This is a genomic window from Ensifer sp. EB106-03-01-XG145 (genome assembly GCF_058792075.1).
This window is the reverse complement of sequence record NZ_JBYTEC010000004.1, coordinates 39,949-59,076: the sequence shown is the minus strand read 5'-3', so window position 1 is coordinate 59,076 and position 19,128 is coordinate 39,949. Positions and strand designations below refer to the sequence as shown.

At 62.0% G+C, this 19,128-nt stretch carries 15 protein-coding genes and 1 pseudogene; 7 read left to right on the top strand and 9 right to left on the bottom strand.

Going from position 1 to position 19,128, the window contains the following annotated elements; all coding sequences use genetic code 11:
• Nucleotides 1-52 precede the first annotated feature (52 nt).
• Entirely contained in the window at nucleotides 53-757 is a 705-nt protein-coding gene (locus AC3WWH_RS12745) for a GntR family transcriptional regulator (RefSeq protein ID WP_057249807.1), read from the top strand.
• 174 nt (nucleotides 758-931) lie between these two features.
• On the opposite strand, the gene AC3WWH_RS12740 is transcribed toward AC3WWH_RS12745, so the two are convergent.
• Both AC3WWH_RS12740 and AC3WWH_RS12735 read right to left on the bottom strand, forming a co-directional pair.
• The gene (locus AC3WWH_RS12740) at nucleotides 932-2,329 is read right to left on the bottom strand and encodes an amidohydrolase family protein (RefSeq protein ID WP_197417296.1); all 1,398 of its coding nucleotides are present in this window, start codon (nucleotides 2,327-2,329) and stop codon (nucleotides 932-934) included.
• 165 nt (nucleotides 2,330-2,494) lie between these two features.
• A complete protein-coding gene (locus AC3WWH_RS12735; RefSeq protein WP_058321912.1) occupies nucleotides 2,495-3,352 on the bottom strand; it encodes a LysR family transcriptional regulator in 858 nt (285 codons plus the stop codon).
• Between the two features lie 110 nt (nucleotides 3,353-3,462).
• Here AC3WWH_RS12735 and AC3WWH_RS12730 point away from each other — a divergent pair, with 110 nt between their 5' ends.
• Complete coding sequence (locus AC3WWH_RS12730; protein WP_492376991.1) at nucleotides 3,463-5,175, top strand: MFS transporter; 1,713 nt, start codon at nucleotides 3,463-3,465, stop codon at nucleotides 5,173-5,175.
• Nucleotides 5,176-5,223: 48 nt separating this feature from the next.
• Here the strand turns inward: AC3WWH_RS12730 and AC3WWH_RS12725 are convergent, their stop codons facing one another.
• The 7 genes from AC3WWH_RS12725 to AC3WWH_RS12695 all read right to left on the bottom strand — a co-directional run bounded on the left by AC3WWH_RS12725 (nucleotide 5,224) and on the right by AC3WWH_RS12695 (nucleotide 13,437).
• On the bottom strand, nucleotides 5,224-5,928 hold the full coding sequence (locus AC3WWH_RS12725) for a gamma-glutamyl-gamma-aminobutyrate hydrolase family protein (RefSeq protein WP_113399289.1): 705 nt from the start codon (nucleotides 5,926-5,928) through the stop codon (nucleotides 5,224-5,226).
• Nucleotides 5,929-6,035: 107 nt separating this feature from the next.
• The gene (locus AC3WWH_RS12720; protein WP_373419850.1) at nucleotides 6,036-6,464 is read right to left on the bottom strand and encodes an ABC transporter ATP-binding protein; all 429 of its coding nucleotides are present in this window, start codon (nucleotides 6,462-6,464) and stop codon (nucleotides 6,036-6,038) included.
• A 211-nt stretch (nucleotides 6,465-6,675) separates the two neighbouring features.
• Nucleotides 6,676-7,770, bottom strand: a complete 1,095-nt coding sequence (locus tag AC3WWH_RS12715) for an aminotransferase class I/II-fold pyridoxal phosphate-dependent enzyme (RefSeq protein ID WP_058321915.1) — start codon at nucleotides 7,768-7,770, stop codon at nucleotides 6,676-6,678.
• Nucleotides 7,771-7,778: 8 nt separating this feature from the next.
• Entirely contained in the window at nucleotides 7,779-9,455 is a 1,677-nt protein-coding gene (locus AC3WWH_RS12710; protein WP_058321916.1) for a serine hydrolase domain-containing protein, read from the bottom strand.
• 54 nt (nucleotides 9,456-9,509) lie between these two features.
• Nucleotides 9,510-10,382 (bottom strand): ABC transporter permease, encoded by an 873-nt coding sequence (locus AC3WWH_RS12705; protein ID WP_058321917.1) that lies wholly within the window; start codon nucleotides 10,380-10,382, stop codon nucleotides 9,510-9,512.
• A complete protein-coding gene (locus tag AC3WWH_RS12700; RefSeq protein WP_245299097.1) occupies nucleotides 10,379-11,416 on the bottom strand; it encodes an ABC transporter permease in 1,038 nt (345 codons plus the stop codon). Before AC3WWH_RS12700 ends, AC3WWH_RS12705 begins: the two co-directional genes overlap by 4 nt.
• A gap of 92 nt (nucleotides 11,417-11,508) precedes the next feature.
• Nucleotides 11,509-13,437 (bottom strand): ABC transporter substrate-binding protein, encoded by a 1,929-nt coding sequence (locus tag AC3WWH_RS12695; protein ID WP_058321918.1) that lies wholly within the window; start codon nucleotides 13,435-13,437, stop codon nucleotides 11,509-11,511.
• Nucleotides 13,438-13,561: 124 nt separating this feature from the next.
• On the opposite strand from AC3WWH_RS12695, the gene AC3WWH_RS12690 reads away from it, so the two are divergent.
• The 5 genes and pseudogenes from AC3WWH_RS12690 (at nucleotide 13,562) to msrA (ending at nucleotide 19,102) form a co-directional block, all read left to right on the top strand.
• Nucleotides 13,562-14,515, top strand: a complete 954-nt coding sequence (locus AC3WWH_RS12690; RefSeq protein WP_057249844.1) for a LysR family transcriptional regulator — start codon at nucleotides 13,562-13,564, stop codon at nucleotides 14,513-14,515.
• A gap of 266 nt (nucleotides 14,516-14,781) precedes the next feature.
• A pseudogene (locus AC3WWH_RS12685) lies at nucleotides 14,782-16,652 on the top strand (ABC transporter ATP-binding protein).
• Between the two features lie 49 nt (nucleotides 16,653-16,701).
• Nucleotides 16,702-17,928, top strand: a complete 1,227-nt coding sequence (locus AC3WWH_RS12680; protein ID WP_082640756.1) for an alanine racemase — start codon at nucleotides 16,702-16,704, stop codon at nucleotides 17,926-17,928.
• Between the two features lie 245 nt (nucleotides 17,929-18,173).
• Nucleotides 18,174-18,371, top strand: coding sequence for a hypothetical protein (locus tag AC3WWH_RS12675; protein ID WP_245296090.1), 198 nt, complete (start codon nucleotides 18,174-18,176; stop codon nucleotides 18,369-18,371).
• Between the two features lie 224 nt (nucleotides 18,372-18,595).
• Nucleotides 18,596-19,102: a peptide-methionine (S)-S-oxide reductase MsrA gene (msrA, locus tag AC3WWH_RS12670; protein WP_113399291.1), complete on the top strand. Its 507-nt coding sequence runs from the start codon at nucleotides 18,596-18,598 to the stop codon at nucleotides 19,100-19,102.
• Nucleotides 19,103-19,128 lie beyond the last annotated feature (26 nt).

The following is a 19,128-nucleotide window of genomic DNA, read 5'->3' as shown; positions in this document are numbered from 1 at the left end:
CCGTTTTGTATGCAATTCGAGGAGACAATTGCTACGGCTTGGAGTGACCAGTATGGCAAAGAAAGAGAGCGAAGGCGGCGGCGGCCGCGCTCAGGCCGTTCATCGCGTCCTGAAACGCGCAATCCTTGATCAGGCGCTGTCTCCAGGATCGAAGCTGCCGGAAGATTCGATCGGCGAAAGGTTGGGTGTCAGCCGGACCCTGGTGCGCGAGGCGCTGGTTCGCCTCAGCGAGGAAGGGCTAGTGGAGTTGCGGCCGAACAGGGGCGCCGTGGTCGCGCGGCCGACCCTTGAGGAAGGACGCAATCTGTTCCTGACCCGAATGGCGCTGGAGCGGCTGGTGGTGGAGACGCTTTCTGGAAAATTGACGAGCGAACAAATCGGCATTCTTTCGTCTCATATCGCTGCCGAGGAAGCGGCGAAGAAGGAGCGTGCTCCGTCGATCCGTCTGGCGGGCGAATTCCATACACTCCTTGCACAGATGACGAACAACGCCAGCCTCATCCGCTACGTGAACGAACTGGTCGCCCGCAGTTCCCTGATCCTAGCACTCTATGGCCGACCGCATTCTTCGGAATGCGCCGTATCGGAGCACCAGGAGCTTCTGGACAAATTGATTGCCGGCAAAACCGACGAGGCGGCAGCCCTCATGGCGCATCACCTCGATTCGGTGACGACCCGGGCTTTGCTTCCGACCGACGGAGACAGAAACATCAAGGAAGTGCTGTCCGCCTACGCTGTCGCGGAAGGCCTTGCCTAGGCGAAACGCGGCACTCCCGGAAGGTAACCGAGAGCCTAGTGCGACAGTCGGGGCGGGAGCCATTTCTTGGACACCCGCGCTACCGACCTTGTAACACTTCGACGTTCGGCACGAGGCAGACTGCCGGCTCGTGATGACGAACGTCGGTGCAGTCCAGGCAAACCCTGAGCTCTATCAGGCTTCGCCAACCCCACCCGACACGAGACGCCCCTTATGGAAGGTCGCAGTCCTGGCGGGCACGCGGGCCACCGCCTCTGCAGAGCAACTCGCCCCGACGAGCGTGAATGAGGCCTCATCGCCGACGTTTGGCCACGCGCGCTTGCCCTTGTCGTCGAGGGGCAAGATGCCACCGGTGGCGATAGACATGGACCGTGAGAGACGGAACTCGTCCGACCCACGATAAAGCTGCGCATAGAGATACGCCTTTTCCAACATGTCCCCGCTGCCGAACGGCGACCAGTGATCGATGACGCTATCGGTTCCGGTCATGACGAAGACCCCCTTCTGCGCCAACTGCGGCAAGGGCATCATCAGTCCACCGATCGGCACCGTCGAGGCAATCGAGATCTTCTGTTCCGCCAGGCGCGACGCCGTCTCCTCCAGCACCTCCGGAGCAAGTGTCGTCAGTGCGAAGGCGTGGCTGATCGTGACTTTGCCGCGCAGAGCGAGATTCTTCTCGACCGTATCGATCATGTAGTTGACCGCCGCCACGCCGGCGGGGCTCGTTTCATGCAGATGAATGTCCACACCCTTGCCGGTATCCAGCGCGATCTGGAACATGGCGTCGAGTGACTTTTCCATGGCGCCGTCGACATTCGTCGGATCCAGGCCGCCGACATACTGAACGCCCATCTGCATGGCTTCACGCATCAGGCCATCGACCTTGGAGTGAAGCAGGCCGTGTTGGGGGAAAGCCACGATTTCACACACGAAATCATCACGATGGTTTTCCAACGCCTGCTGCAGGTGCTCAAGGCTTTTGAGGCCGCTGACCGGGTCGATGTTGCAATGGCTGCGTGCGACGGTGCTTCCCTTGGACTGCAGCAGCGCGATCAGGCCCTCGGCGCGCTCTCGCGAGGTCGGCAGCAACTGAGGAAGCAGCTTCTCCTCAAGCGCGATCATATCCATGATGGTTTTGCCCTGACGCGGGCGCGGCGCCTGCCACGGGCCACCATAAAACGTCTTATCGAGATGGATGTGCATATCGCGCATCGTCGGCAGCAACAGTTGCCCGTGCGCCTGATAGCGCGGCACACCTTCGGGCAGGTTCGCATTCTCCGCGTGCAAGGCGACAATCGCGCCGTCCTTGATCTCCAACGCGTAGAGCGCAGTCCGTGTGGCGACGACGACATCGCCGTCATACTCAAACCCCTCCTCCAATCGCACGCCGGTCAGGATGTAGTGGCGATCCGCGAGCGTCTTGGTGTTCGTCTCGCCGGCGCTCTTACCCGCGCTGGCCGATGCCTCGCGAACCGCTCCGCCAGACAACCCGGCGACAGCGCACGCCGTGGTCAGCGCCCCGGTCCGGCTGAGAAAGGTTCTGCGGCTTTGCGGTAGCATCTGTTCCAACATTGTTGCGTTGCCTCATCATGGATTGGGTTAGGGCCGCCAATCTACCGAACGGCGCCACCGCATGGCAGCGACATTTACCAATGCTGGCTATTCGATTTGCCAATGCAAGCGGGCGATCACGCAGCGATTGTGAATAACGAAGGGGTGGACGCCTCCCCTCTGTCGCTACCTCCGCAGGTCACAATACTCGATGAGGCGTTCCGCCAAGGCCAGTGCTGCAGGGCTAGCATCGTCGCGGTAAAACAGCGCCAGTTCAAAGTCATCGACGGACGGCAGACGCTCGGCAGCGCCCAGCACGCGGTGGGAAGGCAGACGGCAACTCGCAGGCAGCAGACTGACACCAAGCCCGGCAGCCGAGGCGGCGGCAAGCGCTGCGAGACTGGCGCTGCTGTAGCTGATGCGCCAGCGGATGCCGAGAGTGTCGAGCGCCTGACATAATTCGTCGCGGTAGAGGCCGTTCAGTGGGAACACAGCCAAGGGCACCGGCACCTGCTCGATCGCCGGACGCACGAGGCTGTCCAGCCACAGCAACGGTTCCGGCCTTGCCGCGCGCGGCTGTTGCTTGCGGCGCTGTTTGACGAGAATAAGGTCGAGCTCCCCGTCCCGATAGGCGAGTTGCAGATCGGCGCTGAGACCGCTCGTCACGTCCAGCCGCAAGTGCGGATGCTGGCTATTGAAAGCCGCCAGCAGATCGGCCGTCGGCACCATGAAATCCTCGGGCATTCCCAAGCGAAGCACGCCGTCGCGCCATGGGCCCGCCAAGGCGTCATGCGCCTCTTCGTTCAGCGCGATGATGCGGCGCGCATAGCTCAGCAACTTGACGCCTTCCTCCGTCAGCTGCACCTGATGTGACGAGCGTTCGAAAAGCGCCTTCCCGAGCATTTCCTCAAGTCGGCGAATTTGCTGACTGACTGTCGATTGGGAAAGGTTCACCCGCTCGGCTGCGCGGGTGAAGCTGTTGCTTTCGCAAATGGCCACAAAGCTCAGCAACAGCTGGGGATTGAACATGGGATAGCGGTTCATTCGTCCCCCAAAAATGTGCTTGAGCCGATTTCGGCGAGGATGACGGCGGATCGCCGCACCATGCGATCACCAGGCGGTCCAGATCACGCCTCACACCAAGATTGAATGCGTTGCATTTATTATCTTGTATACAATCTGCATGCAAAGGGAAAAGTCAGGCTTCGCTGCGAAACGATGGCCAGCCTCCATCCGAACCTACCCTAGAAGCCCTGGAGCGCGCCAGGTATGCGCCCGACGAGTTCATGAAGGATCGTCGCGTTTGGAACGGAAAAATCGGTTCCTGCATCTCGCACCCCGGTCCATTCGCTAACGCAATGGTTTCCATCGGTTTTCTTAATTTCCGAACAGCCGAAAACATCCCTATAGGCGAGGCCATGTCGCGCTCTCCGGTCGCGAATTGCGCAATGCGGCAGCGGCGAACATCGCATTGGTACCCCAGACGCCGCAACGAGCAGCTGCCTCTCGAAAGGCGGCTAGCCCGAGGGGCGAACAGCCGCCTGGAAAGGTGCAATGTGATGACGCAAGAACTGGACAGCGCAGCCCGTTCCGACACGATCCCAGGCGAGCGCTCCTCCACATGCGCGCTTCGCGTCGGTTTCCTGGCCAGGATCGCGTCATCTTTTCTCCTTTATCCAGGGTATCGAAGGCTCTGGATATCCAACCTTTTCTTCTTCGGGGGCCTCTGGACGCAGACGCTCGTGCTCGGCTGGCTGGTGTTTGAGACCACCCGCTCGGAGTTTTCCGTCGCCCTCTTCACCGCGGCAAGGCTGGGGCCGATGATGCTTGGTCCCCTCGCAGGCGTGATCTCGGACCGCTTCGACCGGCCCAAACTGCTTTTGGCTGCGTCCGGCTGGGCCTTTGCCGTCCTCAGCGTGATTGCGCTTCTCGTAGCCCTGGACAAAATATCCTTCTGGGGCCTGGTCTTTGGGGGCTTCTGCATTGGCCTGGCGCAATCCCCATCCCAGCCGGCACGTTTCGCGCTGGTCGCCGACCTCGTCGATCGCGAGAAGCTCAGCAACGCGAATGCTCTGAACTCGCTTGTCCTGAGCATGACGCAGATGATCGGGCCGGCGCTTGGAGGAACGATGATCGTGGCATTCGGAGCTGCATCGGCGCTAGCGATCACCGCCGGCTGGTATCTCGTTTCGTTCGTAGCGCTCTGGCCGATGAGGAACCTGAAGAGCGGCCGGCAACCAGATCGAGAAGAAGGCTTTGTGAGCCTTGTCGCGTCAGGCTTTCGCACCATCTCCGGGAACGTCCTCCTCCGGTCTGTCCTGGGCGTCACGTTCTTGGCCAATATTCTGCTGTGGCCGATCTACCAGGGCTTCATGCCGGTTATCGCTAGGGAACATCTGGACCTGACGCCACAGGGGCTCGGCCTGCTATTGGCATGCGCCGGCACCGGCAGCCTGGCTGGGGCTCTCGTCATCGCCAGTCTCGGAGACTTCCGCTACAAGGGCGGCCTTTTCCTGATTGGCACGGCCATCTGGGGCGGACTATGGGCGACTTTCGCTCTGTCGTCCTCGGTGCCTCTGTCGTTCGCTCTCATGGGGCTCATCGGACTGTCGGCGTCACCGTTCGGCATCCTGCAGACCACGCTCATGCTCATGATGACCGAACCGCACGTGCAGGGACGCGTGATGGGCATTCAGGAATTGACCATCGGCGTGATGCCGGTTTCGAGCCTGCTGCTCGGCTCGGCGGCAGAAATCATCGGCATTGCCAATGTGGCGCTGATCAGTGGGACGCAGTTGGCCATTTCACTTGCGATCTTGGCTCTGCGTGTTCCGGAACTGCTACGCTACAGCGGCCACAATAATTGAGCGCGCCAACAGAAGCCTACCCTCGCGATGCAATGTCGTTTTGCCCGCTTAACGGGATCGACGGCTTGCAACCTCCACAAACGCGTCAAATACGCGAGCGCCCGGATGGCTTTCGGCGTCCAGCAATTCCGGGTGCCATTGCAGCCCCATGGCAAAAGACTGCGAGCCGATCTCTATCGCTTCGACGACTCCATCGGATGCTCGGGCCGTGACGGTCACGGCGCCGGATACCTCCACAATCGCCTCTCGATGAAACGTGTTCACAGCGAATGTGTCGGCGCCGAAGATTTCAGCCATTCTGGTGCCGGCGACGATGCGCACGTCATGCGACACATTTGCCTGGTCATGATTGAGGGCTTCCGGCCACGCCGAATGGACATCCGAGACCATCCGGCAGCCGTTGAGACACCCAAGCATTTGCATGCCATTGCAGATGCCAAGCACAGGTTTGTTACGCGCAAGGAACCCTTCCATCAACGCCATATCGACAGCAAGACGATCAGATGGCGGATATTGGGATTGGTCTCCATCGACGTACCAGCCTTTCGGAAAATTGATACGGCCGCCGACGCTCAGGAACCCATCGAACTCCTCGACGACCTGGTCAACCAGATCATGAATGTACGGGATGCCGAAGGCAAAAGCGCCGGCGCGGCGGATCGCAGAGAAGTAATTCTTCGAGGTATCATAGCGTCCGCCACCTGAACTGGTGTTCTCATCCATGATCACGGCGATCTTCGGCATGCGGTCCATTGGTTCATCCAGAATCTAGAAATTCTACGTATATTTATCCCGTCCGGACCGCGCAGGCAGTCGTTTTCATACCGACACCACATCTATCTCCGAACGTGACCCACTGGCTAGGCCAAAGCCATCCGGACCCTATGGTTTCCGCCGATCTCGATAAGCTCGGATCGCGCCGGTGCCGTAAAGACATCCGGCGCGGTGCTGCCGTCGGAAACGAAGCTGCGGCCGACGAGTTGCGGCATGGTGGCGTAGAGATCCTGCCTGGCCGCCGGATTCAGGGCCGCATCCGGATCGGGAATGGCCGCGATCAACCGTCGCGTATAGGGATGGGTGGGCGCTTCGAAAATCTCGCGCCAGCCGCCCTCTTCCACGATCTCGCCGAAATACATGACCAGCACCCGATCGCTCATATGCTCGACCACGCTAAGATCATGGCTGATCATCAGATAGGAGAGGCTGAGCTTTTCCTGAAGGTCGAGCAGCAGGTTGATGATCTGTGCGCGGATCGATACGTCGAGGGCAGAGACCGGCTCGTCGAGCACGACGATCTCGGGCTCGAGGATCAGCGCGCGGGCGATGCCGATGCGCTGGCGCTGGCCGCCGGAGAATTCATGCGGGTAGCGCCCCGCCTAATATTCAATTACTTATGTATTCACCCCTCACGTACAGACGTCCGCGCTCCGTCAACACACGGTCGGTAGACGGCCGAACTCTCGCCGAACCCACCATCGGCCGCGGCGCTGCCTCTCAGGTTTAAAGAAGCTCGGCCATCGACCGTAGGAGCCGGTCGATCTGGTGAGGCGTGTGCTCGGAAAACACCGCAAGCCGCATGGTCGAGACGTCTGATGCATCGGAATAGCCGCCGGGCTGCTGCACCCTGACGATGATGTCGCGCTCCGCAAGATGATCGCGCAATTGCTCGAGGTCGGTGACGCCCTTGATGGTGACGATCGGCACTGGCGTGTCGGCGACTTCGAAACCCAGTGCCCGCAGCCCGCTGCGCATGTGCTTGACGTTGCGGACGAGATTGGCACGCTTTTCCGGCGTCGTTTGCAGAACCCGCAACGATGCTGCGGCGGCGGCCGCAAGACCCGGAGGCGCCGGCGAGGCACCGCGCATGATCATGGCATTGCCCGCGATCTTCGCGGCAAGATCCGCGCCACCAGGGACGATGCCGCCAAGCGCACCGAATGCCTTGCTCATCGTACCGGCAAGATAGTTGCCCTCGCCTTCGAGCCCCGCATGTTGCAGCGATCCGCGGCCGGTCTCGCCAAGGACGCCAACGCCGTGGGAATCGTCGATGCAGAGCAATGCGCCATCATAGGAGGCCATCGCTTGCCGGTAGTCGATAAGCGGTGCCAACTTGCCCGAGGACGGAAAAACGCCATCCGTCAGAACCGCCGGCCGCTCGCCCGGTTTCACATGCTGCGACAATTGCGCGGCCAGATCGTCCGGGTCGACATGGCGAAATTCATGGATCCGCTTGCCGAGCGTCGGGATTGCGTCGCGGGTGCTGTAGTGCGTCGCCGAATCCATCAGGATCACGTCGAAATCGTCGCGCAAGCCCTGCAGCAGCACCATCGGGCTGGTGTAGCCGGAGATCATGTAGACGACCTCCTCGGCTCCGAACCAGTCGCGCAGACGCCCCTGCAGGTCGGCATAGACCTGCATATGGGCGAGCGTGCCCGGGCCCATGCCGTACTGCCTGGTGGCGTCGCAGGCCGCCTCGATCACTTCGGGGTGGCCGTGCAGGCAGAAGTAGGACGTGCCGCAATAGTAGTCGACCTCGCGCCCGCCGATGAACATGCGGGCGCCCAGGGGTGACTCCATCTTGATCGGAGCGGCCATGGTCCGGCTCACGCCGCTTCCGCCTGGGACGGGCTGCGCCGCTCCAGGAACATCGGCCCGACGCGAATGCCGCGCTTGCCGTTGTCGTCGACGGCGTCGAGCTCGAGGATCTCGTCTTCGTAAAGCCGTCCATGCATGCGGAAGCGGCCATCCTCGACCGGCTCGCAAGTGTGGGTGCAGAAGTACTCGATCAGGCATTTCATCCCGCCATGGCTGTAGGTCAGGTAGGTGACGTTGAAATCCGGCCCGTATTCGCCGAGATGTGGCGCGATCGCGTCGGGCACGGTTTCGTCCTCAGGCGCCTCGATGCGTGTCCACTTCGCATCCTTCCAAACGAGTTTGCCGGCTTCGGGAAACGAGAGGTTCATGTGGGCGTAGTCCGCGCCGCGGCCGTAGATACGGCCGTCGATGACAAAGTCGTTGCCGGCAACCGGACGGATCCGGTGCGGCACGCCCTCGCCCATCAGATAGATCTTGCCGTCCTTGGACTTGACCTCGACGATCTCCTGCGTGGCGTCGTCCCGGTAGCAGCCCGGCAGGGTCTTGAACTGAGCTTCGGAGATCTCCGGAGGACGCTGTGTCCGCTCCGGCATCTTGCCCATCTTGCGCTCGGCAAGGACGATGCGCACGCCGTCGACGCCGAGCCGCGAGGCGATCTGGTTGGCGAAATCAAGGGTAGCGAAGATCAGCACCCCGACGCCGGCGGCCGGCAGCAGCATCATCTGCGAGGCATAGCCGTAGACGGCACCGCCATGACCGACAGAGGTCCAGCCATCGACGTCGCCGGAACCGAAGCACAGGCCATAACCGTTGAGCGTCTTGTCGTGGCCGGCCGGACGCTTGCCGAACGGCGTCCACATTTCGCGCAGCGAGGCTGGCGAGATGATGGAATTGCCCTCTGCGTCGAAGCCGCCACGAAGCAGGCATTGGGCGTAGCGTGCCATGTCGCCGGTGGTGGAAAAGATGTTGCCGGCCGGAGATCCGCCGAGGCTGAAGACCGGGGCCGGCGTGTCGCCGTCGAGCGTCCACATGTCGGCAGGCGCGAGCCGCTCGCGAATGCCGGGCGCCATGCCGCAGGAGGAGTTGTCCATGCCGAGCGGCTTCAGGATATTGGCGGCGACATAGTCGGAATAGCTCTGGCCGGTCACCGTCTCGATCACCCGGCCGACGACAGCGATGCCGGCATTGGAATAGTGCATCACCCCAAGGCTCGGATCTTGCTTCAGGATCGAGCTCGCGAGCTCGTTGACGGTATCTTCGAGCGGCGGCCGGGTGGCGTCGAGATAGTGGCCGCTCTTCGGCTCGCGCACGAGACCGGCCGTATGGGTCATCAGCTTGCGCAGGCTGATGACCGAACCGTGTGGCCCGCCTTCAGCGCCGGCAAACGGGTTCTCCGGCTTGAACCCCGGCAGATAGGTCGACACGTCGACATCGATATCGACCAGGCCCTTTTCGGCCAGTTGCATGATTGCCAGCGAGGTGAAGGTCTTGGTGATCGAGCCGATGCGGAAGCAGGTGTCCTTGCCCATGTCGAAATGGCGGTCGTGACGCTGGACATGGCCTTCGGCGAGCACGCCATCTCGATCAACGAGGGCGTAGGAGATCGACGGGATCGCCTTGTCCTCGACCTCGTATCGGATCAGATCCTCGAAAAGCTCGATGGCAGCAGCAGACAGAGAGGACATGGAAAATGCTCCTTTGATCTTAAAGGGATTGGGGGACCTTAAAGGCATTGGGTCTCAATGGGCGTGACGGGGGTCGAGCATGTCGCGCAGCGCATCGCCGACCAGGTTCCACGACAGCACGAAAAGGAAGACGGCAGCGCCGGGGAAGGCAAGCGTGTACCAGAACTGGAAGGGGTTGCCGGGCTGGCCGACGATCCAGTTGCGCGAATAGGCGATGAACTGCCCCCAGTCGGCGTAGCCTTCTTCGGTACCGACACCGAGGAAGCTGAGCGCCGAGGCCGACAGCACCATGGAGCCGGTCGCCATCGTCGCCAGAACCAGCACCGGGAACATGGCATTCGGCAGGATATGCAGCACGATCAGCCTGAGGTCGCTGGCGCCGTAGCTCCTCGCCGCGTGGATGTAATCCATCTCACGGATCCTCAGGATCTCGCTTCGCACGATGCGGGCATAACTCATCCAGCCGAATGTCGTCAGCGCGATCGTGATCGGCGCGATGCCCTTGCCGAGCAGCGCCGTCAGCACCATCGCCGCGATCAGGAAGGGCACTGCCATGAACACGTCGACGATGCGCATCAGCACTTCCTCGACGACCCCGCCGTAATAGGCGGCGACTGCACCGACGACCGTGCCGATCAGCACCGAGATCGCGACGACCCCGAGCCCGATCTTGAATGCCGTGCGCGTGCCCCAAACGACACCGTAGAAGATGTCGTACTGGCCCTGCGTGGTGCCGAAAACGGCCTCCGGCGACGGTGGCTGCGGCGTTGCCAGGAAGCCGGCGCGCGGCGTGTCGTAGGGGGAAAGCTGGAAGCTTTGCGGCGGCGCCAGGACCGACGCGAAAACGGCGATCAGCACGAAGGCGGTGAGGATCACGACGCCGAACAGGGACACCGGATTTCTTGCGAGGTAACGAAGAAACTTCATTGCGTCTTCACCCTCGGATCGAGCAACGGATAGATGAGGTCGACGATCAGGTTCATCAGCACCAGGACGACCGCAAAATAGAGGCCGAAGCCGAGAACGGCGGGAAAATCGAGATTGGCGGCGGTCTTGGCGGCGAACTGGCCGAGCCCGGCATAGTCGAAGATGGTCTCGGTGATGACGACACCACCCATCATGACGGCCAGCTCCATGCCGGCGATGGTCGCAAGCGGCAGAAGCGCATTGCGCCGGGCATGGTGCAGTTCGACCACACGGCGCGGCAGACCCTTGGCGCGGGCAGTGCGCACATAATCCTGGCGCAGGGTTTCCAGCATCGAGGTGCGCATGACCCGCGTCATGCTGGCGACGTTGACGTAGGTCAGCGTGATGACGGGTGCCGCAAGGTGGCGAAGCGCGTCGCCGAAGATTGCCAGATTGCCGTTGAGCAGCGCGTCGATGGTGTTGGCGCCGGTGTAGCGCACGAAGTCGCTGGAGCTAACCACGGTCTGTGCCCATTGGCTGAGCCGGCCGGGCGGGAACCAGTCGAGCGCCGAATAGAAGATCAACAGCATCAGCAGGCCGAAGACGTAGACCGGGAAAGACCAGCCGAGAATGGTGAAGATGCGGATGACGTGGTCCGGCCAGCGGTTGAGATAGATGCCGGCGCGCGAACCGAGGAAGACGGCGAGCAGCAGGCAGGGAACGAAGGCGAGCACCACCAGTTCCAGCGTCGCTGGAAACAACGACATCAGCGCCGTGGACACCGGCTGACGCGCGGTTTCCGACCAGCCGAGATTGCCACTGAGCACACCGCCGATCCAGCGACCATACTGGATGTAGGAGGGATCATTGAGCCCATACTGCTCGATCATCCTGCGGATGCTCTCCTGACCACCCTTGAGATAGTCGGGTGACGGCGCGTAGGCCGCCAATCTCTGGGTCGGCGAAAGCGACATCTGCAGCGCGAAGATCATCAACGACAGTGCGAAGAGGACGATCGGCAGCATCATCAGTCGTCTGAGTGCATAGTTCAGCACGGTTCACACGTTCCGATTTCAGGGAAGATGAAACAGGTGCGGGGGGGGGGGGGGGGGGGGGGGGGGTTTCCCCCCCGACCCGCACTCGCCAATCAGTCGTTGGCCTTGGTGACCGGGTAGAAGTCCCAGGCGCCGTAGAGGATCATGTTGTCGACATAGCCATCGATATTGCTGCGGGTGACGACGTAGCCGAAGTCCTCCCAGAGGAACTGGGTGGTGGCGTATTCGTAGGACATTTCCTGCAGCTTGGCGTAGATCGGCTCGCGCACGGCGGGATCGACCGAGGCCCAGGCTTCGTCGAGCAGCGGCTTGAATTTCTCGGCCATCAGGTCGCGGTAACCCTGGCCGACCATGCCGCCGACGAGACCCGTGGGCGAGAGGTAGTAGCTGGCAGCGCCGAGCGGGCCACCCGGGTCGGAATAGTCAGGACCCCAGCCCATTACCGTCAAGGGTGCCGCCGGCTTTTCGCGGTTGTTGAGCTTGTCCGAAACAGATGCCCATGGCAGCGCCTGGATCTGCATCTTGAACTTCGGATTGATGCGCGACAGGCCCTGCTGCAACGCCGAGAGCGCCGCAGTCAGCTGCGGATAGCCTTCGGTCACGTAGGCCGTGAAGGTAAAGCCCGTGTCCCACAGCTTGCCGCCAAACGCCTTCTTAAAGTGCTCCTCGGCCTTGGCGGGATCGTAGCTGTAAACAGGCGAGTCCGGGCGGTAGCCCATGATGCCGCGCACCGTCGGCCCGCGCGACTGCACGGTCTTGCCGAGCAGCACCTGGTTCAGCAGCGCGTCGTAGTTCTGGGCATAGTTGAAGCCCTTGCGCACGTCGATGTCGGCGAAGAAATCCGGCGGGATGCCCGCACCGTCGAGCTTACCGCTACCGATCGCCGGATTGTCGTTGTCGTCGAGCGGCCATGCAAAGAAGACCCCGCGCGAAAACACCTTCTGCAGGCCGTCGATGACCTTGACGCCCTCGGTCTTGCTGAGTTCGTCGATGAACTCGACCGGTGCGGTCACGAAATCGGCGTCACCGGACAGAAGCTGCAGGCGCCGCGTCGTCCATTCCGGAACGGTGCGCATCACCACGCGCTCGAGCTTGGCAGGCCCCATGAAGTAATTGTCGAAGCGCTTCAGCGTTATGCGCCGGTCGGTGCGATCCCATTCCTCGAGCATGAAGGGGCCGGTGCCGTTTTCTTCGGCGAACAGGGGATTGGCGCCGAGTTCCGGACGGTAATGGGCCTTCCAGGTGTCGCCCGAGCCATCCCAGCCGCCGACCGAGGCAACCCATTCCTTGTCAAGGACCGAGGTGCCGAAAGGCAGCGCGATCACGCCAAGCGTTGCCGGAAACGACTTGGGCAGCTTGAGCGTGACGTTGTCGCCATCGACGACGATCTGCGATGCGAGCTGGTCATAGACCTTGCGCAGGACCTCGGGGCTGGCGTCGTTGATGGATTTGACTTCGCCTTCTGTCTCAACCCACTTGGCGATGTCGGTGTATTTGCCGGCGGTGATCACCTCCGTGATCGCGTTCGACATCCACGACTGCCCCTGAAGGATGGCGCGCAACAGCGAATAGCGCACGTCCTCCGGCGTGATCTGGCCGTAACCCGGCTCGATCGTCGCCTTCTGTGCGTCGGTCAGCTTGTCGTAATATTCCCAGGTGACTTTGCCGTCGGCGCCCTTCGTCCCGACCTTGTGGGCGAAAACGCCCTTGCGGATCGGGAAGGTGTAGCTGACCGAACCGTCATTGCCTTGCTTGATGAGGCCGTTTTCAAGCGACGGAACCTCGGTCGAGAGTGACGGCACGAACTCTGAAATCTTCGAGCCGTTGAAGTTCAATAGACGGCTGTAGATATTGAGCGAGCCGTAGGAGCTCGGCGTGTTGGCGATATAGGCCGGGTCGAACGACTGGATGTCGTCGGTCCACATGAAGATGAAAGTGCCGGGGTTCTTGGTCTCGGCCATAGCGGGCGCAGCCGCGATGCCGAGCCCCAGGCAGAGGGCTAGGGCTAAGTTGCGTTTCATCGTTGTTCCCATTTGGTGGAGGCGGAAGTTTTTCTTCTCGTTATGGGGGAGGCTAGAAGAGCCCTTGCACGTCTGTCCAATGTGTAATTAGGATAGACTATGCAAAACACGCATGAGGGCCAGCATGGAACTGCAATGGCTTGAAGATTTTCTGGAAATTGCCGCGACAAGGAATTTCTCGACGGCGGCGACTGCACGCAACATTTCCCAGCCCGCCTTTAGTCGGCGCATCAAATCGCTTGAGAACTGGATCGGCGCCGATCTCATCGACCGCAGCACCTATCCCGTGCAATTGACGCGGGCCGGCACGATGTTCCTGCCGGGCTGCCAACGCCTCGTGCGCGAGGCCTACCGGCTGCGCACCGATTGTCGCAATGTCGCCGGCGAGAGCTCGGCCATGCTGACGTTTACTTCGCTGCATACGCTGGCGATGTATTTCTTCCCGAAATGGATCGGCTCGCCGCTGATCTCGCGCTTGCCCCTTCGCACCAGCATGCATGCCGCCGACTTCCTTGAAAGCATCGATCACCTTTGCTCGGGCCAGTGCGATTTTGCCATCACCTATGTGCATCCCGATGGCCCGCCGGTACTGGAAGGCGGCCCGTTCGAATCCCTGCAGATCGGCAAGGACCGGCTCATCCTGGTGTCGGGAACCGACGAAAATGGCCGCCCGCTGTTCGACATCGACGTGCCGGAAAGCACGGAAATCCCCTACCTCGCCTATTCCTGGAGCGACGGCTACATCGGCAAGCTGGCGACCTTGATCCAGTCGCGCTGGCGTCGCCCGCTCAATCTCAGCACCGTCTACCAGTCGGGTCTCGCCGACGGCCTGAAGCACATGGCCGTCGCCGGGCGCGGTGTCGCCTGGCTGCCGCAGATCTGCGTGGCGGAAGCGATGCGGCAGGGCCGCCTTGCCCAGATCGGCGGGCCACAGATGTCACTCGAAATGGAAATCCGGATCTTCAGGCGCGCCGGTCCCGGCAGTCCTGACAGCGATGGGTTGTGGCAGCATCTCAAGCAGTGCGCGGCGCTGCCGCAGTACAAAAGTGGCTTCGATGTCGATATCGACGCCGCCTAGAGCGTCGTGGCGCCCAAAGGCAGCGGATCGCCGCCTATGCGAAGACAGGCGGCTCAATGCACAAAACGCATAGTTTCGCCTGCCACATTCGTGACACATTGATTTCACTCGGTTTTGTGGCCTAGGCGGAAGGTCGTGGTGCAGCGCACAGGCCGTGGCGGTCCGCCTAACCGGGACGACCCTGCCATTCAACCATATTGACAGGATGCAACCTCGTTGCGAGACCTGAGGACGCAACGTCCCCTCGCAATCGGGTCCATGTGCTGATGTCCCTGTCCAAATCCGCAACACCTGAACTGCCCGAGGATGTCATCCTTTCTGTGGAAGACCTTGAAGTCTGTTTCGCCGCCCACACCCGCGCCGAGCTGCGCGCGGTACGCGGCGTCTCCTTTCGCATAGCGCGCGGCGAGACCGTCGCGCTGGTCGGCGAATCCGGGTCCGGAAAATCGGTCACGGCGATGACGATCATGCGGCTGACCGAGTATGACGGTGCGACCATCACCGGCGGGCGAGTGCTGATGCGATTGAAGGACGGCACGGTCGCCGACCTCGCCAAGCTCTCGGAAAAGCGCGTCGAAGCTCTTCGCGGCGCGGACATCTCGATCGTGTTCCAGGATCCGATGTCGAGCCTAAACCCGGTCTTTACCGTCGGCGACCAGATCGCCGAGGCGGTGATCCATCACCAGGGCAAGACGCCGGAGGAAGCGCGCCAGATCGCGCTCAACACCCTCAAACTGGTCCGCGTGCCCGATGCGGAGCGCCGGCTCGACCAATATCCGCACCAGCTTTCCGGCGGCATGCGCCAGCGCGTCATGATCGCGATTGCCCTTGCCTGCCGCCCATCGCTGATGATCCTCGACGAGCCGACGACCGCGCTCGACGTGACCATTCAGGCGCAGATCCTCGATCTCGTTCGTGCCCTGCAGCGCGAAATCGGTATGTCAGTGCTGTTCATCACCCACGACATGGGCGTCGTCGCCGAAGTCGCCGACCGCGTCTGCGTCATGCTCAAGGGCGAAATCGTCGAAACCGGCTCGGTCTACGACATTTTCGCCAAACCGAAGCATGCTTATACACGCGCCCTGATTTCCGGCGTGCCACGCCTCGGCAGCATGGCCGACAAGGATGCGCCGGAAAAATTCCCGCTGCTGGTGTTTGAACCGGAGCAGCAACTCGCGGAGGCGACAGAATGAACGCGTCTGCGCAAATGACGGACGCCCGGCGCCCTCTCGTCTCGGTGCGCAACCTGGTCACGCGCTTCGACCTGAAGGCGGGGCTGTTCGGCCACGTCTCCGGCCGGGTGCATGCGGTGGAGAACGTCACCTTCGATATCTTTCCGGGCGAAACCCTGGCGCTGGTCGGTGAATCCGGTTGCGGCAAGTCGACGGTTGCCCGCTCGATCATGCAGCTCGATCGACCACGGTCGGGCTCTATCCGCTTCGATGGAACCGAGCTGATCGGCGCGCCGCGCCCCGTCCTCGCGAGATTTCGCCGCGAAGCCCAGATGGTCTTCCAGGATCCTTTCTCCTCGCTCAACCCGCGCATGACGATCGAGCAGTCGCTGATGGATCCGATGCGGGTTCACAAGCTGGGCTCGACGGAGGTCATGCGCGCCCGTGCCGCCGAGCTTCTGGCTAAGGTCGAGCTTTCGCCCGAGCACCTCGAGCGCTATCCGCATGCGTTTTCCGGCGGCCAGCGCCAGCGCATCTGTATCGCCCGCGCGCTCGCGCTCAACCCGCGTCTCATCGTCGCCGACGAGGCCGTCGCCTCGCTCGACGTGACGATCCAGGCGCAGGTCATCAATCTCTTGATGGACCTGCAGCGCGAAATGCAGATCGCCCTGCTGTTCATCAGCCACGATATGGCCGTGGTCGAACGCATCGCCCACCGCGTCGCCGTCATGTATCTCGGCGAGATCGTCGAGATCGGCGATCGCCGCTCGGTATTCGGCAACCCGCAGCACCCCTATACCCGCAAGCTGCTATCGACCGTTCCGATCGCTGACCCGACACGCCGCCCGGAAGGACGCCAGCCGATGTCCGACGAAATCCCGAGTGCGGTGCGTGGGCCGGACTTCGTGCCGCACGAACTGCCGATGCTGCAGATCTCAGCGAGCCATTACGTGCGGCAGTCGTAACCGGCTGACAACGGCCGCAATTTCCCGTTCCAGATCAGAGTAACCCAACATGAGCACTTCCGAAGTGACGCAATCGGCTGCGAGCGCGGCCGGCATGGCGTCGGCAGACATCGACAACGGCGCAAACGAGGTGAAGGCCGAGGGCTTCCTGCGTCCAACGGCTGCCGAGCAACCGACGCCCTATATCGAAGTCGACGAGAGACGGCTTACGCGCAACATCAAGGGCATGCAGCAGCGCGCCGACGCGGCCGGCGTCACGATGTTTCCGCATGTGAAGACGCACAAGAGCCTCTACATCGCACGACAGCAGCTCGAGGCAGGCGCGCGCGGCATCACCGCATCCAAGCCCAGCGAGGCACTGATCTTCGCCGAAGCCGGGATCCCGTCGATCATCCTCGCCTATCCCATCGTCCGCGCCGCGTCACTCGATCGCCTGCTGCCTGTGGTAAAGGCACGGGGCGTCGAGCTGCGTACGATTGCGGCGAGCGAAACGGGTGTCGATGCGCTGTCGGAAGCCGCCAACCGACACGGCGTCGAGATCGGCGTGTTCCTCAAGGTCGACGTTGGCCTCGGTCGCGTCGGCCTCAAACCCAATGGTCCTGCAGCGCTCGATTTGTGCGCAAGGATCGCCGCCACCGACGGCCTGCGTTTTGCCGGCCTGCTTTCGCACGCCGGACATGCCTACGCGGCTTCCCAACCGCACGCCTTAGCCAAAATCGCCCGCGATGAGGCGACAGACCTCGCCAGTCTCGCCGACCGGCTTCGCGAGCGCGGAATCGCGGTCGACTGCATTTCCGTCGGCGCGACGCCGACTTGCCAGGGCGCGCCGCTGCCCCAGGAGGTCGACTGTATCCGGCCCGGCAATTACGTCTTTCTGGACGGTACCGCGCTCCGGCTTGGTATCTGCTCCGCCGACGACCTCGCGCTTTGCGTGGTCGCCCGCGTCGTTGCCTCCAACGACACGCACTTCGTCATTGACGCCGGCTCGAAGTCCATGAGCTCCGATCGCGGCGCGCATGGCATGGGTGGTGCAGGCTTCGGCACTGTCGTCAGCGCCGAAGGCGACGGCGAAACCGGTATGTGGACACTCGAACGACTGTCCGAAGAGCATGGTTTCGTTCCCTTCTCGGGACGTCCCTTGCCGCTCGGCAGTCGCGTGCGTGTGTTCCCCAACCACTCCTGCGCCTCGATCGCCAACTTTGACAGTTTCGTCCTAAGTCGCGTCGATGGTACCGCGCTCAGCCTCCCCGTGGATGCCCGCAGCGGTCAGACCTGACGAGCCTCACCGGCTTTACCAATCTCAACTCTCTCTCCCTCGCACCGCCAGCACATCGCCGGGAACCGTCCTCGTCTTGCAGCGTTTCCTGTTCCACCGGTGCTTTCGGACGCCGGACCGCAGGAGAGGACCTGGATCGTACAGATCAGAGGTTAGAGCCGAGGGTAAAAGACGATATGGGTTTGGTGCAACTCGGCCGGGCTCGCCTTGCGCTGGTGCTTCCACGGCATCGCGAACTCCTGCGCATGACAAAGAACCAACAGCTCTACGACCTTTACGAGGCCTATGCGCGCGAGTCGATGACCCTCGACAATCTGTTGCGGGAACTTCCGCGCCGCGAGAAGCAGGTATCCGAACATCAGCAAATCTGCCTGGACCTGCAGGCCGAAGTGGTAACGCTGCTGACGCGGCTCGCAGAGCCGCTCAAGCCGGGAGCGTTGTAGCATTCGGCCGCGACAGCCCCGGAGGCACCGTGCCCGACGCTTAACGCTTTTAAGCGACCCGGAAATAGTCTGTCCCAACTTCCAGAGCCTCAGCTCGGAATTCGCCCCGAAGGCCACCTGATCTGATCAAAACGAGTTCCTATATTACAGTTCCGTCGCCGGCGGTTCATTCCCCGTGAGCGGAGATGAGACCAAGGCGTATTTATCAACCGGAGGAATTCTGGATGACTAAGAGAGCTGTTCTGGCCGGTGGCTGTTTCTGGGGGATGCAAGACCTGATCCGCAGGCTTCCCGGCGTCACCGATACGCGCGTGGGTTACACCGGTGGCGACGTGCCCAATGCAACCTACCGCAATCACGGCACCCATGCCGAGGGCATCGAAATCCTCTTCGATCCGGAGAGGATCAGCTATAGGCGAATTCTGGAGGTCTTCTTCCAGATCCATGACCCGACCACGAAGAACCGCCAGGGCAATGACATCGGCATGTCCTATCGGTCGGCAATCTATTACGTCGATGACGAGCAGAAGCGAATTGCCGAAGATACCATCGCGGACGTGGAAGCATCAGGCCTGTGGCCAGGCAAGGTCGTGACCGAAGTGGAGCCCGTGGGAGATTTCTGGGAGGCCGAGCCGGAACACCAGGACTACTTGGAGCGCTATCCCAACGGCTACACCTGCCATTTCCCGCGTCCGAACTGGGTTCTGCCCCAGCGGTCGGCTGCGGAGTGATCGTTCTGGCAGATGTGCCTGAGCCC

Coding starts and splice junctions, on each gene's coding strand:
- AC3WWH_RS12745 (WP_057249807.1), top strand. CDS start 53: ATGGCAAAGAAAGAGAGCGAAGGCGGCGGCGGCCGCGCTCAGGCCGTT.
- AC3WWH_RS12740 (WP_197417296.1), bottom strand. CDS start 2,329: ATGTTGGAACAGATGCTACCGCAAAGCCGCAGAACCTTTCTCAGCCGG.
- AC3WWH_RS12735 (WP_058321912.1), bottom strand. CDS start 3,352: ATGAACCGCTATCCCATGTTCAATCCCCAGCTGTTGCTGAGCTTTGTG.
- AC3WWH_RS12725 (WP_113399289.1), bottom strand. CDS start 5,928: ATGGACCGCATGCCGAAGATCGCCGTGATCATGGATGAGAACACCAGT.
- AC3WWH_RS12715 (WP_058321915.1), bottom strand. CDS start 7,770: ATGGCCGCTCCGATCAAGATGGAGTCACCCCTGGGCGCCCGCATGTTC.
- AC3WWH_RS12710 (WP_058321916.1), bottom strand. CDS start 9,455: ATGTCCTCTCTGTCTGCTGCTGCCATCGAGCTTTTCGAGGATCTGATC.
- AC3WWH_RS12705 (WP_058321917.1), bottom strand. CDS start 10,382: ATGAAGTTTCTTCGTTACCTCGCAAGAAATCCGGTGTCCCTGTTCGGC.
- AC3WWH_RS12695 (WP_058321918.1), bottom strand. CDS start 13,437: ATGAAACGCAACTTAGCCCTAGCCCTCTGCCTGGGGCTCGGCATCGCG.
- AC3WWH_RS12690 (WP_057249844.1), top strand. CDS start 13,562: ATGGAACTGCAATGGCTTGAAGATTTTCTGGAAATTGCCGCGACAAGG.
- AC3WWH_RS12680 (WP_082640756.1), top strand. CDS start 16,702: ATGAGCACTTCCGAAGTGACGCAATCGGCTGCGAGCGCGGCCGGCATG.
- AC3WWH_RS12675 (WP_245296090.1), top strand. CDS start 18,174: ATGACAAAGAACCAACAGCTCTACGACCTTTACGAGGCCTATGCGCGC.
- msrA (WP_113399291.1), top strand. CDS start 18,596: ATGACTAAGAGAGCTGTTCTGGCCGGTGGCTGTTTCTGGGGGATGCAA.